At 67.6% G+C, this 15,906-nt stretch carries 18 protein-coding genes and 1 pseudogene; 10 read left to right on the top strand and 9 right to left on the bottom strand.

What is annotated here, in order from left to right; all coding sequences use genetic code 11:
• Positions 1 to 93: 93 nt before the first annotated feature.
• Positions 94 to 924, top strand: a complete 831-nt coding sequence (locus tag BRW65_RS03015; RefSeq protein WP_073871173.1) for an SDR family oxidoreductase — start codon at positions 94 to 96, stop codon at positions 922 to 924.
• On the opposite strand, the gene BRW65_RS03010 is transcribed toward BRW65_RS03015, so the two are convergent.
• Positions 907 to 1,803, bottom strand: a complete 897-nt coding sequence (locus tag BRW65_RS03010; protein ID WP_073871171.1) for an NAD(P)-dependent oxidoreductase — start codon at positions 1,801 to 1,803, stop codon at positions 907 to 909. The genes BRW65_RS03015 and BRW65_RS03010 overlap by 18 nt on opposite strands.
• A 95-nt stretch (positions 1,804 to 1,898) precedes the next feature.
• Between BRW65_RS03010 and BRW65_RS03005 the strand changes: the two genes are divergently transcribed.
• Positions 1,899 to 2,690, top strand: coding sequence for an SDR family NAD(P)-dependent oxidoreductase (locus BRW65_RS03005; protein ID WP_073871169.1), 792 nt, complete (start codon positions 1,899 to 1,901; stop codon positions 2,688 to 2,690).
• A 37-nt stretch (positions 2,691 to 2,727) separates the two neighbouring features.
• Here the strand turns inward: BRW65_RS03005 and BRW65_RS03000 are convergent, their stop codons facing one another.
• Entirely contained in the window at positions 2,728 to 4,284 is a 1,557-nt protein-coding gene (locus tag BRW65_RS03000) for an LCP family protein (RefSeq protein ID WP_073871167.1), read from the bottom strand.
• Positions 4,285 to 4,562: 278 nt separating this feature from the next.
• On the bottom strand, positions 4,563 to 4,835 hold the full coding sequence (locus tag BRW65_RS02995; RefSeq protein ID WP_073871165.1) for a hypothetical protein: 273 nt from the start codon (positions 4,833 to 4,835) through the stop codon (positions 4,563 to 4,565).
• A 63-nt stretch (positions 4,836 to 4,898) separates the two neighbouring features.
• Between BRW65_RS02995 and BRW65_RS02990 the strand changes: the two genes are divergently transcribed.
• Positions 4,899 to 6,047, top strand: a complete 1,149-nt coding sequence (locus BRW65_RS02990; RefSeq protein WP_073871163.1) for a TDT family transporter — start codon at positions 4,899 to 4,901, stop codon at positions 6,045 to 6,047.
• 248 nt (positions 6,048 to 6,295) lie between these two features.
• Positions 6,296 to 6,475 (top strand): hypothetical protein, encoded by a 180-nt coding sequence (locus BRW65_RS02980; protein ID WP_073871159.1) that lies wholly within the window; start codon positions 6,296 to 6,298, stop codon positions 6,473 to 6,475.
• Here BRW65_RS02980 and BRW65_RS02975 read toward each other — a convergent pair whose 3' ends face one another.
• The gene (locus BRW65_RS02975; protein ID WP_073871157.1) at positions 6,476 to 7,960 is read right to left on the bottom strand and encodes an amidase; all 1,485 of its coding nucleotides are present in this window, start codon (positions 7,958 to 7,960) and stop codon (positions 6,476 to 6,478) included.
• 62 nt (positions 7,961 to 8,022) lie between these two features.
• Between BRW65_RS02975 and BRW65_RS02970 the strand changes: the two genes are divergently transcribed.
• The 5 genes from BRW65_RS02970 to BRW65_RS02950 all read left to right on the top strand — a co-directional run bounded on the left by BRW65_RS02970 (position 8,023) and on the right by BRW65_RS02950 (position 11,606).
• Complete coding sequence (locus BRW65_RS02970; protein WP_208611752.1) at positions 8,023 to 8,889, top strand: alpha/beta fold hydrolase; 867 nt, start codon at positions 8,023 to 8,025, stop codon at positions 8,887 to 8,889.
• Between the two features lie 165 nt (positions 8,890 to 9,054).
• Entirely contained in the window at positions 9,055 to 9,702 is a 648-nt protein-coding gene (locus BRW65_RS02965; protein ID WP_073871155.1) for a trypsin, read from the top strand.
• Between the two features lie 149 nt (positions 9,703 to 9,851).
• On the top strand, positions 9,852 to 10,319 hold the full coding sequence (locus BRW65_RS02960; protein WP_073871153.1) for a lipoprotein LpqH: 468 nt from the start codon (positions 9,852 to 9,854) through the stop codon (positions 10,317 to 10,319).
• Positions 10,320 to 10,359: 40 nt separating this feature from the next.
• Positions 10,360 to 11,322, top strand: a complete 963-nt coding sequence (locus BRW65_RS02955) for an MAP_0585 family protein (RefSeq protein ID WP_073871151.1) — start codon at positions 10,360 to 10,362, stop codon at positions 11,320 to 11,322.
• A gap of 44 nt (positions 11,323 to 11,366) precedes the next feature.
• The gene (locus BRW65_RS02950; protein ID WP_046185545.1) at positions 11,367 to 11,606 is read left to right on the top strand and encodes a hypothetical protein; all 240 of its coding nucleotides are present in this window, start codon (positions 11,367 to 11,369) and stop codon (positions 11,604 to 11,606) included.
• A gap of 11 nt (positions 11,607 to 11,617) precedes the next feature.
• Here BRW65_RS02950 and BRW65_RS02945 read toward each other — a convergent pair whose 3' ends face one another.
• The 5 genes and pseudogenes from BRW65_RS02945 to BRW65_RS02930 form a co-directional block, all read right to left on the bottom strand.
• Positions 11,618 to 12,418, bottom strand: coding sequence for a transglycosylase SLT domain-containing protein (locus tag BRW65_RS02945; protein WP_432206395.1), 801 nt, complete (start codon positions 12,416 to 12,418; stop codon positions 11,618 to 11,620).
• A gap of 711 nt (positions 12,419 to 13,129) precedes the next feature.
• A complete protein-coding gene (locus BRW65_RS32605; RefSeq protein ID WP_279627619.1) occupies positions 13,130 to 13,264 on the bottom strand; it encodes a hypothetical protein in 135 nt (44 codons plus the stop codon).
• Positions 13,265 to 13,445: 181 nt separating this feature from the next.
• Positions 13,446 to 13,643 (bottom strand): hypothetical protein, encoded by a 198-nt coding sequence (locus BRW65_RS02940; RefSeq protein WP_073871149.1) that lies wholly within the window; start codon positions 13,641 to 13,643, stop codon positions 13,446 to 13,448.
• Positions 13,644 to 13,771: 128 nt separating this feature from the next.
• Positions 13,772 to 13,975 (bottom strand): annotated as a pseudogene (locus BRW65_RS32125) (DUF5994 family protein); the annotation flags it as partial.
• Positions 13,976 to 14,365: 390 nt separating this feature from the next.
• On the bottom strand, positions 14,366 to 14,569 hold the full coding sequence (locus BRW65_RS02930) for a cold-shock protein (protein WP_073871147.1): 204 nt from the start codon (positions 14,567 to 14,569) through the stop codon (positions 14,366 to 14,368).
• A gap of 375 nt (positions 14,570 to 14,944) precedes the next feature.
• On the opposite strand from BRW65_RS02930, the gene BRW65_RS02925 reads away from it, so the two are divergent.
• Positions 14,945 to 15,727 (top strand): DUF732 domain-containing protein, encoded by a 783-nt coding sequence (locus tag BRW65_RS02925; protein WP_073871145.1) that lies wholly within the window; start codon positions 14,945 to 14,947, stop codon positions 15,725 to 15,727.
• Positions 15,728 to 15,906 lie beyond the last annotated feature (179 nt).

Raw genomic sequence — 15,906 nt, 5'->3', positions numbered from 1 at the left:
CCACGGTGGCCCATGTGGCGAGCACCCGTCGCCACGGCGAGTTTTCCGCATGGTTCGATATTTAGAACCTGTTCCAGTTCGAGAGGGCGTCGCGTGCAGCTTTCATTCGAAAACCGGACGTATCTGGTCACCGGCGGTGGCAGCGGGATCGGCAAGGGCGTGGCCGCCGGCCTGGTCGCGTCGGGCGCCTCGGTCATGATCGTCGGCCGCAACCCCGACCGGCTGGCCGGGGCCGTGAGCGAGATCGAAGCGCTGGGGGGCAGCGGTTCGATCCGCTACGAACCCACCGACGTCACCAACGAGGAGGAGGCGGCCCGCGCGGTGGACGCCGCGACGGCCTGGCACGGTCAACTGCACGGGGCGGTGCATTGCGCGGGGGGCTCGGAGACGATCGGGCCGATCACCCAGATCGACTCGGAGGGCTGGCGGCGCACCGTCGACCTCAACGTCAACGGCACCATGTACGTGCTCAAGCACGTCGCGCGCGAGCTGGTCCGCGGTGGCGGCGGTTCGTTCGTCGGCATCTCCTCGATCGCGGCCAGCAATACGCACCGCTGGTTCGGCGCCTACGGGGTCAGCAAGTCGGCGGTGGACCACATGATGCAGTTGGCCGCCGACGAGCTCGGCCCGTCCTGGGTGCGGGTCAACAGCGTTCGGCCTGGCCTGATCCGCACCGACCTGGTGGCGCCGGTGTTCGCCCTTCCGGAGGTGAGCGAGGACTACCGCCTGTGCACGCCGCTGCCCCGTCCCGGCGAGGTCGAGGACGTCGCCAACTTGGCGATGTTCCTGCTCAGCGACGCCGCCTGTTACATCACCGGGCAGGTCATCAACGTGGACGGCGGGCTGATGCTGCGCCGCGGACCGGACTATTCGGCGATGCTGGAACCCGCGTTCGGGGCCGACGGGTTACGCGGGGTCGTCTGACATCAGGCCGGCGTCCCGGTCGGCGAGCGTGGCGAGCGCCGACCAGTCCAAGTGCCCGCCGCCCGTGGCCACCAACGTGAGGAAGCGGTCGCGCAGCAGGCTGGCCAGCGGCAGCGGCACTTGCAGCTGTTCGCCGGCGGCCAGGGCCAGGCGAATGTCCTTGAGGCCCAGCTGGGCGGCGAAACCGGCCGGTTCGAATTGCCGCCGCGCGATCAACCCGCCGTAGGTGTGATACGCAGGCGCGGAGAACAGCGTCGACGTGAGGATGTCCACGTACTGCTGCCTGTCCACCCCGGCCTTGGTGACCAGCGCGACGGCTTCGCTGAGGCTCTCGATCACCGAAGCGATCAAGAAGTTGCCGCTCAGCTTCACCAGGTTGGCGGTGTGCGGCTCCTCGGACACCACGAAGGTCCGCTGCCCGATCGCGTCGAACAACGGCGTCAGCGGCTGCAGCACCTGCGGCTCGCCCGCCGCGACCAGGAAAAGCTTTGCGGCCGCAGCCGCTTCGGGCCGGCCGAACACCGGCGCCGCCGCATACCGCTGGCCGGCGTCGGCGTGCGCGGCCGCCAGGCGCCCGGAGAGGGCGACGCTGATGGTGCTCGACGAAACGTGCGTGGTGCCCGGTGCCAGCGACGCGACGATGCCGGCCTCGCCGAAGGCCACGCTCTCGACAGCTCGGTCGTCGGCCAGCATGGTGAACACGACCTCGGCGCTGTCGCACGCCTCGGCGACGGTGCCCGCGGCCGTGGCGCCCTGCTGCGCGAGTGCCTCGGCCTTTTCCGGGGAGCGGTTGTAGACGGTGACGCGGTGGCCCGCCTGCAAGAGGTTGGTGGCCATGCCGTGGCCCATGTTGCCCAGGCCGATGAATCCGATGTCCATGCCTCCACTGTGCCCTTTCCGTGGAACGGCCCTTTCTGGGGAGCGGTATGGGCCGCTCCTTACGATGAGGGCACGCCTAGTGACGGGAGCGGCAAATGAAGCGACTCGAGGGCAAACGGGTCCTGGTGACCGGCGCCGGGTCGGGCATCGGGCAGGCGACCGCGTTGCGGTTGCTCGACGAGGGCGCCACCGTGGTGGCCTCCGACGTCGCGGAGGCCGGCCTGGACGCGACCAGGTCCCGGGCGGACGCGGCCGCCACCGCCGGCCGCCTCACCACCCTGCCGATGGACGTGGGCAACGAGGACTCGGTGATCGACGGGGTGTGCCTGGCCGTCGAGACGCTCGGCGGCCTGGATTCGTTGGTCAACGCCGCCGGCATCCTGCGCGCGGCGCACACCCATGAGACCACCCTGGATCTTTGGAACCAGATCATCGGTGTGAACCTGACGGGCACGTTTCTCGTTGTCCGGGAAGCGCTTCCGTCGCTGCTGGGGAACTCGCGCAGCGCGATCGTCAACTTCAGTTCAACCTCGGCCTCGTTCGCCCACCCCTACATGGCGGCATACGCGGCGAGTAAGGGCGGAATTCAGGCCTTCACCCATTCACTGGCGCTCGAATACGCCCGCGACGGGTTGCGCGCGGTGTGCGTGGCACCGGGCAGCATCAAGTCCGGGATCACCGACGCGACCGGCGGGTACATCCCGAAAGATGCTGACTGGGCGCTCTTTTCTAGGCTGATGCCGATCCTGCCGACCACCGTCGAGTCCAGCGGCACCGGGATGGCCGATCCGGGCGTGGTCGCCGGGGTTATCGCCATGCTGGTGTCCGAGGACGGCGCGTTCATCACCGGAACCGAGATCCGCATCGACGGTGGAACCCACGCTTGAGTGATGGCGGCGACCTGTCCCCCAGCTCGCAGACCGTCTAGTTAACGCACGGCACGCCGCCGCCGTCGATCGGCTTCCCCTGATCGGGCGTCGGGTAGGTCGTGGTGGTGCCGTTGTAGTAGTACGGCTTGGCCTTGCTGGACGTTGTGGTGCTGGACGTTTCGTCGGTCGTGCCATCGTCCACCGTCGACACCGAGAAGTTGGTGTCGACGGTCACCCGGATGTGTCCGGGCTGCAGGTTGGGATCGGGCTGGCTTGGCGCGTCGAGGCCGAGCAGCTTGGCCACGTTGCGCGCGTCGGTCTCCGCGCCCGCGCCGTAGGCGACCGTGCTCGCGGTCGGTTCGCCCGAGTTGCGGTCGCGAGTCTGACCGGTGGTGTAGCCGTGGTTCTGCAACGCGTGGGACACCTCGGTCGCGAGCCCGCTCATGCTGCCGGCGTTGACCACATCGACGACGGTCGACGGGCTCGGCTTGGCGGCCGTGGTGGCGGGCGCGGAGGTGGGAGGCGAGGCGCCGATGGCCGTCGCCACCTCGGCCTTGATCGCGGCCGGGTCGACGATGTTGACGTCCTGGCCGTCGATGTTGTCGTACCGCACCACCGGCAGCGTCCGGAACTCAACCTGGCCGCTGGAGGCAAGCGAGCCCAGCCGCTGGATCATCTCCTCGTCCCAACCGGCCGACAGCACCACATCCTTGCGCGCCACCGCCATCAGGCTCTTGAGCTTGTCCAGATCGGTGAAGGTGCCCGCGGCCTGCAGCTCCTGCATCACCGACGAGATGAACGCCTGCTGGCGATGAGTGCGGTCCAGGTCCCCGTTTTCCAGGCCGTGTCGTTGCCGCACGAAGGACAGGGCCTCGGAGGCATCCAGCGTCTGCCGCCCGGCCGGGAAGTCGGCGCCGGAGTAGGAGTCGTAGACGGGATGGTTGAGGCAGACCTCCACCCCGCCGAGCGTCTGGGCCAGGTCGTAGAACCCGGCCAGGTTGACCTCGGCGAAGTAGTCGATGGGAACGCCGGTCAGGCTGCGCACTGCGCGTAGCGTCGCGGCCCGCCCGGCTTCACGGCCCTTGGTCTCGAGTTCCTTCTGGCTGCTGGTGCCCTGATTGGCGAGCTTGTTCGCGACGTACTGCTTGGTGAGGCCGTACGCCTCCTTGATCTTGATGTGGTTGTATCCGGGCACCCCGTTGAACGCCACCCAGTCGTCGCGGGGGATCGAGAACGCGACGACTTTGTTGTCGGCGCTGACGTGCACGAGGATCAGTGTGTTGGTGTTGTAGCCGCCGTCGTCGGAATCGCCGGCGTGTAGATGCTTCAAGATCGACCAGGGCAGGTCGTTGCCGTCCTGGTCCTTACGGGAGTCCAGCCCGATCAACAGGATGTTCATGTCGTCGCCGGTGGACCGCGGGTCGTCCGGCTGCAGGGCGTTCGAAACGGTGATGCCGCCCAGCGCGCCGTGGGCGACGTAGTAACCCGCCCCGGTCAGCCCGATCGCGGCCACCGAGATCAGCGCGCCCAGGGTGCGCGTCAGCCCTTTGCGGAAACGGGAGGGCTGACGGACGGCTCGGTGGCGGTGATGGGCACCGCCCGAGCGGGCCATCACAAACCTCTGCCCACACCCAGCGCATCGCCAGGCACCGCACCGGCGGTTTGCGGCGATGTCGCTTCGAGCATGGTGTCAAGTATGCGTTAGCTTGCTGTGAAGGCCCCAATCGAGAACGCCCTCAAACCCGGCCCCGGCCGGCGCTCCGGGCGAGAATTTTTCGCCCGAATCCGCGTCTGACCAGCATCTTTTGGCTGGAGCGTCGCGCCGTGGTCTCGACTAGGTCACAGCGCCGACGAGACCGACCCGAAGTCGTTACCGAGCCGGTACGACGGCTAGCGGGCTTTGACGAGGTCGTCGCCGGATTCGTAGAAGATGGTGATGTTGGTGCCGGCCATGACCTCGGCGAGGTACACGCCCAGCGGCTCCACCTCGTAGTAGTAGTGAATGTTGCCTTGGGGGTCCACCGCCGTCGCGCACGAGAGGCCCGGCGCCCCGCATCGTTGTTTGATGGGTGCGGCCAGAACGGCGAGCACCACCAGGGCGGCTATCCCGACCCTCACCGCGGCCCTGTTGAGGCCTTGCTTCGCTGCGGGTGCCGGATGCATCACCGTTGGAGTGTAAGCGGCATGCCTGCCCGGGCCGGCCAGGCGCAGTAGGGTTTCTCAGCTATGGCCACTGCAAACCCGGATGGCGCGCCGGCGCCGCAGACCCGGGTCGAGGTACTGGGCAACATCGGACCCAACTGGTTCGCCTCGGTGATGGGTACCGGCATCGTGGCCATCGCCGGTGCCACCCTGCCGATCCACGTGGTCGGGTTGCGCGCATTCGCCCAAGTGGTCTGGGTGATCGCGGCCGTCCTGCTCGTGGCGCTGATCGTCCTGGTGGGTGGCCACTGGCTGCGTCACCCCACCGTGGCGCGCACCCACGCGCGCAACCCGCAGATGGCGCACTTCTACGGCGCCGCGCCCATGGCCCTGATGACAGTCGGAGGGGGAGCGGTGCTGGTCGGAAGGGACCTGATCGGTGAGCGCGTCGCTGTCGACCTGGATTGGGTGCTCTGGACGGGGGGCACGCTGGGTGGGTTGTTCACCGCGGTCAGCATTCCGTACCTGATGTTCACCCAGCACAACGTCGAGCCCGACGCGGCGTTCGGGGGCTGGCTGATGCCGGTGGTTCCGCCCATGGTGACCGCGGCCATGGGCGCGCTGCTGCTCCCACATATGGCGGCGGGCACCGGGCGCGAGACCATGCTGTTCGGCTGCTACGCGATGTTCGGGCTGTCGTTGCTGGCTTCCCTGAACATCATCGCGATGATCTGGGCGCGCCTGACGTTATATGGCACGTCGGGCTCCGCGCGCGTCCCCACACTGTGGATCGTGTTAGGCCCGCTCGGGCAATCCATCACGGCCGCAGGTCTTTTGGGGGCCAACGCCGGCCTGGCCGTGGACCGGGAGCTGGCCGAGGACCTGAACGCTTTCGCGATCCTCTACGGAGTTCCGGTGTGGGGGTTCGCGGTGTTGTGGATCGCGCTGGCCACCGCACTGACCGTGCGCACACTGCGGCGCGGGATGCCGTTCGCCCTGACGTGGTGGAGTCTGACTTTCCCGGTCGGAACGTTCGTCACGGGCACAGCCCAGCTCGCCGGCCACACCCATCTGCCCGCCTTCCGGGTGGCCGGGGCCATCGCGTACGCCGGGCTGCTGTTCACCTGGCTGTTGGTGGCTGCGCGCACCGCGCGAGGGAGTTTGCGCGGCAACTTGCTGAAACTGCCGCCGAGCACCGTGCCGGTCAAAGCCAGCAAGGAGCCGGTGTCCTGAGAAGGGCCGTACGCGTTTTGACCCCCCGGGTCGGCGGGTAGGCCTTCATGAGCCGATCGGAGGGCTCGATGTTGGACACCAGCGAGCCGCCGGAGCGTGGCACTCCCAGTGAGACGCCCGAGCGGTTCACACCGACCGAAACACCTGAACGGCTCAAACCGGCCGAGTCGCCGGAACGTTTGACGCCGTCGGAGCCGCCCGAGCGCCAAGGGCGGAGACACAAAGCTTGATGAGGACTGGAGGCAAGGATGCGCGCTGAGGAAGGCGACGAAACCGTCAACGACTACGCCGAGGAAGGGAAACAGGCTCTCGGCAGGATCAAGGCTTCCCAACGGTCGGGCAACCTGCTTGGCGACGTGGCCAAGCGGTTCGCCAGGCTTTGGCGGGGCGACCGCGCGCCGGGAGACGGCGCCGACACGTCGGGCTAGTCAGGCGGGAGCCGGATGCCGGTGAGCCCACGGCCTCGCCTCTTCGAGCTGGGCTGCCAACTGGAGAAGGTCACCGTCCGCGCCGAGCCGCCCCACCAACTGCACACCGAGGGGTAGCCCGGCGTGCGTCCAATGCAGCGGAACGCTGATCGCGGGGCGCCCGGTGATGTTGGCGAGCTGCGTGTAGGGCACCCAACCCAGGCTCTCCTCGATCAGTTGATCAAGAATTCCGCTGCGCGCCATGACCTTTCCCGCGCGCAGCGTGCTGGCCACGCGGGCCGCCCGTTGCAGAAGCCGCGGCGTCGCGGTAGCCCCGATGCTCAGCGGCGGCGTAGCCAAGGTCGGGGTCAGCAAGCAGTCGAAGCTCTCGTGGAACGTCGCCAGGGACCGGATGTGGTCGTTCCGATTTTCCAGCGCGAAGATCGGCGCCAAAACACCGGTGGCTCTTGCGAGTTCGCTCACTGCCAAGGTATCGGCCTCAAAATCGCGATCACGGGCGCCGGTGCGTTGCCGGGCGTCCTCGACGTGGTGATAGAGCTGCGCGAACCAGATGGTGAGGAAGTCACGGGCGAGGGCGGCGTCGTCGTACGGGGGCGCCACCTCCTCGACCCGATGCCCCAGATCGCTCAGCAGACTCGCCGCCCTTTCCACCGCCGCAACGGATTCTCGGTCGGGTCGCGGGTTGATCGCCGAGGACCATGAGTACCCGATCCGCAGCGCGCCCGGGGGACGTTTGATGTGGTCGGCGAAAGTGCCTCGCGGAAGGGCGACTTCGTAGGCGGCATGCGGATCGCGGCCCACGATCGAGTCGCACAGCGCGGCGCTGTCCCGCACGGTCCGTGAAACGACGCCCTGGGTCACCATTCCGAACATCGGCTCCCCGGTCTGCGGGCCATAGGGGGACAGCCCCCGGCTCAGCTTGAGGCCGACGAGCCCGTTGCAGCCGGCGGGGATGCGGATCGACCCGCCTCCGTCGTTGGCCCCCGCGGCCGGAACGATCCCCGCCGCGACCGCGGCCCCGGACCCGCCCGATGAGCCGCCGGGAGTGTGCGCGGTGTTCCACGGGTTACGCGCCGGGCCCCAATAATCGGATTCCGTCACGCCCTTGGCCCCGAACTCGGGGGTGTTGGTCATCGCGAAAATCACCAGTCCCGCGTCCAGGAACCGCTGAGTGACCAGCGCGTGCCGATCGGCCACGTCGCTGGCGAGCGACCGGGAACCGCTCGAGGTCGGAAAACCGCGGTACTCCTGCGCGAGGTCTTTGATCACGAAGGGCACGCCGGCGAACGGCCCGCTCAGGTCGGGATCGGCGGCCCGCCTGTCCGCGACATCGCCGAGTCGGCGGACGATCGCGTTCAACCGCGGATTGACCTCGTCCGCTCGTTGCCGCGCCAACGCCAGAAGTTCGGGCGGCGTGACCTGCTTGGCCGCTACCAGTTCGGCCAATGCGGTCGCGTCCAGGGACATGTACTCGTCAAGGTTCATCGGTTTCTCCTCCGGACGCCACGCTGAATCGTATGGGAGCGGCTTAGTATCACCTGATGCCGATGGCAGTCGAACCGTTTTCGATCCAGGGGCCCGGTGGCGTCCGCATCGTCGCCGACCGGCTGGGTGATCCTGACGCGCGGGCCGTGGTGTTCCTGCACGGCGGCGGACAGACCCGCCGCTCGTGGGGCAAGGTCGCTGCCGCCGTCGCCCAGCGTGGCTGGCAAGCCGTCACCGTCGATCTGCGCGGCCACGGCGAATCCGATTGGTCCGACGAGGGCGACTACCGCGTCGTCAGCTTCGCCGGTGACGTCCAGGAGGTGCTGAGCACGCTGCCGCCGCAGCCGGTATTGGTCGGCGCCTCGTTGGGCGGGTTCACCTCGATGCTGCTGGCGGGCGAGCTCGCGCCGGGCATCGTCAGCGCGGTCGTGTTGGTCGACATCGTCCCGAACATGGACCAGTCCGGCGCCAACCGGATACATGCCTTCATGTCCGAGCGGGTGGAATCGGGCTTCGCCTCGCTCGACGAGGTCGCCGACGCGATCGCCGAGTACAACCCGCACCGGCCGAGGCCGACCGACCTGGATGGGCTGACCACGAACCTGCGCCGCCGCGGCGATCGCTGGTATTGGCACTGGGATCCCCAGTTCATCAGCGGGACCGCAGCCTTTCCGCCGTTCGAGGTCACCGACCCCGATCGGATGCATGCGGCGGTCGACGCGATCCTGCGCGGCGGCGTGCCGATGCTCTTGATTCGGGGCCAGATGAGTGACCTCGTCAGCCAGGAACGCGCCGACGAATTTCTGAAGCGCTTCCCGCAGGTCGAGTTCACCGATGTCCGCGGTGCGGGACACATGGTCGCCGGCGATCGCAACGACATCTTCGCCGACGCCGTGCTGGGCTTCCTTACGCGGCATGTCGGCGGCTGACCCGTCGGTGCCGGAACGAAAATCGTTGCCCCACAAAAGTTCACCGAATTTTTGTCGTCCACGTCAATACTGGTGCCGCGCCGACGCCGGTCTTGGCGGAGCAGCCAGGGGGCCGAAACCCGCTGGCGCTGTTAACATGCTGCCCGACACTTCAAGAGAGGCGGCGTGGCCATGCGGTGGTTGCGAGGGTTGGGCTTGGTCGGTGTTGTAGTCGTCGCCGCGACGACGCTGGCGGACCCGGCGCAAGCGGATGACGGCGTGACGCCGGGCATCAAGGTCGAGGATGAAAACAGCTCGTGCACAGCGGGTTTCGCTGCCCAGGGCGACGACGGCAGTTACTACCTGATGACCAGCGGCCACTGCGACGCCCACGACGGTTCGTTGTGGACATACGGGAGTGACGTTCCGCTCGGGAAGATCACCGCCAGCGAGAAGGAAGGCGAAACAAGGGACGCCGCGATCATCCTCCTCGACCCGAGTGTGGGTGCGCCGTCGGGCGATGTCGGCGGCAGGTATGTGGTTCGGGATGTGTTGAATCAGCAGCAAATTCGTCAGGGTATGCCATTCTGCAAGATCGGCGCCGTTACCGGCGAGACCTGTGGTTTCGTCAAGCACGTAGAGGATGGTGTGGTAACGGCCAGCGTGTTCAGCCTCAACGGCGACAGCGGCAGCCCGGGTTTCGTGAAGAACCCTGACGGCACCGTAAGTGCGGTGGGCCTGCTGATGTCTTCACCCGACGGTGACGACTATACGACCGACTTCACGATCGTCGATCCACTGCTGGGCAGGTGGGGATTACGCGTTCTCCCTTGAGAGCGGCTGCATCCGTGCGCATTTAACACAGCGTTTACGACTGGCCGGTACCGGGTATCCCGCGTCCCGCGGCTGCGGTGCGGGCTCGCTACGTTGACGAAGCCAACGAGTTGTGCAGTGCGACACCAGCGACACGAAGGAGAGCAGTAGTGAAGCGTGGGATTGTCGTCGGCGTGGCGGGCGTGGCTGTGGTGGCCGCGGCATGCGCCGGCTGTTCGAGCAACAAGTCAAGCACCGGATCGTCGGGCTCGTCGACGCCCGCGGCCTCCGGCCCACAGGTCATCGTCGACGGTCAGACACAAAACGTCAGCGGCCAGGTCACGTGCACCCCGGCGGGGGACAACACCAACATCGGCATCGGCGACCCGACGGCGGGCGTCGGCGCCGTGGTCAGCAACGCCAACCCCCCCATCGTTCACTCGGTCGGGCTCGGCAGCGTCAACGGCATCACGCTGGGTTTCTCCGACGCGGCTCCCAACCAAGGGGGCAACGCGGGGGCCGCGGTGAACGGGAAGGCCTACGCGATCAAGGGCACCGCGACCGGGCTCGACATGAGCAACCCGCAGCAACCGCAGCAGGTGACCAAGTCGTTCGAGTTGGACGTGACATGCCCGTAGTGCAGGCGATCGACACCCAAGGGGGGACGCAGCTATGTCTATGAAACGTGTCGTCGGTGCGGCGGCGGTCGCGGCGGGGTTGAGCCTGTCCACCGTCACTTTGAACGCGGGTTCGGCCTTCGCGGCCCCGCTCGACCCCCCGCCGCCGTGCCCCGGTTGCCATGGCGGTGGCGGCGGGGGAAATCCCGGCGGCGGTGGTGGCGGAAACCCCGGCGGCCCCGGCGGGCAGCAGGGCGGACCCGGGGGAGCGCCGGGCGGGAAGCAGAGCGGACCCGGTGGCCCCAGCGGGCAGCAGGGCGGACCCGGGGGAGCGCCCGGCGGGCAGAGCGGACCCGGTGGCCCCGGCGGGCCGCAGAGCGGACCCGGCGGAGCGCCCGGCGGGCAGAACAATCCGCCCCCGGGCGGACATGGACAGAATCCGCCGCAGGGTGGGCCGAACAACCCGCCGCAGGGTGGGCCGAATAACCCGCCGCAGGGCGGCCCCGGCAACCCGCAGCAGGGTGGCCCCGGCGACCAAGGCCAGAACGGCCCCGGCGGACAACCCAACGCGCCGGCGAACGAGCACAATCCGCCGCCGCAGGGCAGACAGGCCCTCAACCCGCCGAGCACCCAGCCGCCGCACCAGCCCTACGTGCCACGCGGGACGTACGTCAGCGGCAACGCTCAAATAGGTGGACCCGGCGACGCGCGGGCGGGCTTCAGCATCGTCGACCACGGGGCACCGCCCCCGCCGCCGCCGCGCGGTCACGGCTGGAACGACGGCCCGGCGCCCGGCCACCCACCGCCACACTGGGTGGGCGCGCCCCCGCCCGGGGGCTGGGACGGTCCGCCGCCTCCGGGCGGCTGGAACCGCCCGTGGGCCGGACCGCCGCGTGACGTCGCCGTCGCGCAGGTCGATTTCGGGCCTTTCCAGTACGACAGCTACACCGCCATCCCCGTCTTCAACTGGCAGTTCGGTGGTTGGGGCTTCTGGTACATGGGAGTTTGGGTGCCGCTCTACTGACGATCCGACGGGCGGCGGCCCGGAGGTCATGGCAGGCTCCGGGGATGGATGTGCGAGAGAACGTCCGCCGCGCCATCGACGTGATGACGGCGTGGACGTCGGACAGCGGCAACGAATTCGCGTGGAGCCGCCTCGTCGAGAACGTCATCGACGAGCCCGACGGCGAAATCATGCTGCTGATGGGTTTCGTCAACCTCGCGGGCGAGCTGGGGATCAAGTTGGAGAAGGCCACGGGTCAAGACGTGCGGTCACACCTGCAGGACATCGCCCTGAAGTACCTGTAGATCGACGCGGGTTACTGCGGGTGGGTCGCCAGGTAGTCCTCGACCGGGATCGGGGACGGTGCCTCGTATCCGATCGGTAGCAACACGTCCCCGGCGGTGGTGACGTAATAGACGTCCCACCGATAGTAGGTGGGGAAGGCCGCGGGGTCGTTCGCGATCAGTGCGGCGTATTGGTCGACCGCCCGAACGTATTCGTGGGCATGGTTGTAGCCGAAGATCGCGCGGGCGGGGTCGTTGGCGAAGCCGTTGGCAGCCAGAAAGCGGCCCGCCGCCAGGATGCTGTCGCGCGGGGAGTGGACATCACCGCCCTGGCCGTAGGTGGCGAATGTCGACGGCAGGAACTGCATGGGCCCCTGCGCGCCCGCGGTGCTCACGCCGTTGATGCTGCCGAATCGGGTCTCGACCAGGTTGATCGCGGCCAGGTAGTTCCAGCCGACCCCCGTCTCCGCTTCCGCCGCGTGGTAATCGCTCATCAGTTCGTCGGCGGGAACGGGAGGCTCGATCCGCCAGGCGGGCAGCGTGCCCTTCGCGGGCGTCATCGCCTGGAGTTGGCGGCGGGCATCGAGGTTGCGGTCGTAGACGTCGGCTAGCTCCGCCGGGATGCGCGGACGAATGACCGAGTCCCATTCTGGGTGCCGCCCGATGGCGCGATAGGCAGCTTGCTCGCGGTGCGCCGCGGCCACCAATGCCGGCTCTGGCGCCGACGGGTCCCGCAGGGCGCGCTCGTCGGCGACGAGGCCGTCGGCCAGTTGAGCCGGGTCCGATGGCAGTTGGGGTTGCGCGCCAAGGGGTGGATTTGGTGCTGCCGCAATGGTTCTCGAGGCGACCGGTGCCGCGGCCGGCGTTGTTGCCGAAGTGGCGACCGGCTTCGCCGTCGACACCGAGCAGCCGACGAGTGCAAACACGATCGCACCCAGCGGCGCCGCCGCGGACGCAGCGACTACCCGGTTCAAGTTCACAATGGTCACTTCCGTCGATTGCCCTGACCAGTCTTGCGCATCGCACCGCGTGACATCAATGCGCGTTCGGCGCGCGGGGTGAGCCCGCGAATTGGCCGAAAACGGCTTCAAGTTGCGCCCAGCGGCCGGCCATTTCACACTTGAGGATCGGCTTCCCAGCAGAGTGGAAAAGTTGCATGCCTGACGCACCGGCTGAATCAGTCGCCAGACGAACCGGCCGAGCTTCGGGCCGGGCAGTGACGGCGTTCGTCCTTCGCCTCATGGCTCCGGCGATGATCGCGGCAACCATGGTGGCACTGATCGCCGCGCCCGATTCGCCCCCGCAGCTGCCGCCGGGATGCTCCATCGGATGGACGATGGTAGGCGGCGTGTTGATTTACGTCCCCGATTGCTCGCATCGGTCGCCGCCTCCACCACCCCCGCCGGACGGACCACCGCCCGGTCCCGTTCCGCCCCCGCCTGAATAGCCGGCCTAGGGCATGCGGCCACAGCGCGGCGTCGAAAGACGCCGAAATCGCTGTGCGAGAACGAGACTGACCGGGTGGTGCGTCCAGGACGGGTCGATCAGGATTGCGTCGTAGAGGCGGAATCCTTCTTGGGTCCGTCGGAGAAAATCGGGTTCTGCACCGGTTCCGAATCGGCGGCGTGTGACACGACCTCGGGCTCGTAGCGGTGCGAAAAGAGATCGGACGATGTCATAAAGCGGGTCCTCTTGGTTTTGCCTTCGGCCCCACGTGCGTGGACTGAAGGGGATCGATCGTAGATTGCGCTCATCTGCACAAGAAAATTGCTAGGGGGGCAGTGCGAACACGAACTGCTGCCATCCAATCTACACGCCGGCATCGGCAAAGACGGCGCGCGGAGCGCCTTGGGGCGTCGCTTAGCCCCAGAAACCGCGCCTCTTGATCCGCTTCCGGTCGCCCACCACGTCCGTCCAGTCGCCGGGACCGTAGCTGTAGGTCTGCTTGGCGCCGCATCGAAAAACTTCTAATCTGCCGTCGTTGTGCTCGACGTACGCGTCACCGAACCGCATGTACTTGTCGCTTCCCCCGCCGGGCAGCGTCACCGTCACCGTCATGCGCGAGACCTCCGTACGCGCCGACGGAATGCGGGCCGGTACGGCGCGCCCGGCGGTTCCGGGCGGCCGTGACTGATCCCGAGTATGTCGGCGATGGTGCAAGCATTGCCCGGCGCCGCCGCTGTCATCATCACCCGCTCGATGGAGCCGAGCCCCACCGACAACACCGCCAGCAGGTCAGGCAGTTCGCTCGTCAGGTCGTCGCCGTGTGGCCACCAAGCTCCGTCGACGTGCCCGGTCGTTCGCGCCTTGGGCTTCATGCGCAACCGGGGCGTGTTCTCGGGTCCTGTGTGGGGGCCGCTGGAAACCGTCTCGCGTCCGTGTCGTGTCATAGCGGCAATCCCGTCTTGGCCGCGAACCGGCCAATTCTCGATCGAATCGGTGACGACGCGATCTCAGATGGTCGCGCGCGACATATCACCGACCCGATGCAGACCGCATCTCGAACGGCCGAAAGCCCAGCCAAATCTGTTGTGTTACAGCGCTTCTAGCGGAAGAACACTTGAGGAGCGCGCCAAGGCTTTGGCGCTCGCAGCGCGGAGACCTCTCGGACTTTTCGTCGCTTGCCGGGGAGAATGATCGGCAATAGAACCCCGTGATATCGGGGCCTGCGTGGTCCCAATGACCTGATCGTACGCCCGCCGGGCGCGGGGCGGGATGCCCCTTAACGTGCTGTGGGCTGGCGGGAAATCACCCACCAGCCCACTTGGGTAGAGCTCGCACTAAACGGCAGTTACTCCCACTGCCTGCGGGCCCTTGGTCCCCTGCTCGATATTGAACTCAACTCTCTGGTTTTCCTCGAGGGACCGGTAGCCGTTCCCCTGGATCTCGGAGTAGTGGACGAACACATCTGCTGCGCCGCCGTCCGGAGCGATAAAACCGAAGCCTTTTTCGCTGTTAAACCATTTCACAGTTCCCTGTGTCATACCTTCAACTTCTCTCATTTTCGAACGGATGCCGACGGGCATCCCGCGCAAGCGTAGCATGCCCTGTTGGCACAATATGTAATGTCTTGTAGCAGAGAGATTTTCATAACCCACACGGCGCTGACGAGCAGCGATCGGTCGTGCAGTCTCCGGCTGGCTTGCCGAAAGCATGCGCCCGCGGATCTGAAGCCCGCACACCCCGGGTCCTCGATTCGTGCCTACGGCGGCAGTCGCCTCCAGCCGCCCGGCGGGGCGGGGCGTGGCTCGCCCATGCCGGCGGACGTTCGAGGGTGGTGACGGCGGCCTCGCCGGTGCTTGGTTTGTCGCCCGGTTCCGGGACTTGTGCCATTGTCGTGACACTCTCAGACTGTTGATATGCGCGACCGCGAGACGATCGATTCAGAATTGCGGCGCATCGCCCTTGGGCGCCGATCGGTCGGCGAGCGCGGCGGTCAGCCGTCATCCCGAGAGATCGACGAATTGCTCGACGAGCTGCTCGCGCATAGCGCGGGGACGCCTGCCCCCAACGCGGGAAAGGTGCGTGACGGCGAGATCGTCGCCGACGCCCGGGGCGCCCACAGGTCCGGCACCGCGCTCCGCGCGCGCATGGGTGTTCGGCGCCGATTGGGTCTCCTCGCGGCGTTGCCGCTTTCTCTGGCCGCCGTCGCCGCCGCGGTGGTGGTGATGTTCGCGGTCCACCAACGGGATTCATCGGAGCAGCCCGCCGACAGCCCGCCGTCGGCGGCGCCGCCGCCCAGTCGCATCGCGCCGGTGGCACCCGCCCCGCGGATCGAGATCGCCGACATGGCGTTCATCGCCGCGTTGAAGCATGAAGGCGTACCGTTTCCCAGCCAGGAATACGTGATGGCCCAGGGGCACGCGGTCTGTGACTTCCTGGCGCACCAACCCAATTTCGCCGATGCGGTGGCGTTCGTTCAGCGGTCGTCGATATGGGATGCCAACCAAAGCGCGGAAGTCACCGCCGGCGCCATCGTCGCGTACTGCCCCAAGTCTCAACCCGCAACGCCGGACGAGATGCAGCCGGCCTACCAGAGTGTCCTCTCCGATCTGCAGGCGATCGAAGGAAAGTTGCAAGGGATCCAAGGGGATCTGCAAGGCATCCAGGGCGATCTCGGGGGCAGCCCAGGCCACCCCTGACCCGGTCATGGCCTTCCCCGGAGCGGGCACGCGTGCATGGCGGGCAGGACCGTTCGGCGTGCGGCGCGAAGGCGGGCTGTCACCTGAGTCGGCTTGCAAAAAATGATGCTTCGACCCCTTTCGCAGCAACGCCGCCAGGCTTACGAATTGCCTGCACGGAGACTTGTGGTGCTCAGCTT

It is taken from the genome of Mycobacterium paraffinicum (assembly GCF_001907675.1).
GTDB lineage: Bacteria > Actinomycetota > Actinomycetes > Mycobacteriales > Mycobacteriaceae > Mycobacterium > Mycobacterium paraffinicum_A.
This window is presented reverse-complemented; position numbering and strand designations above follow the sequence as displayed.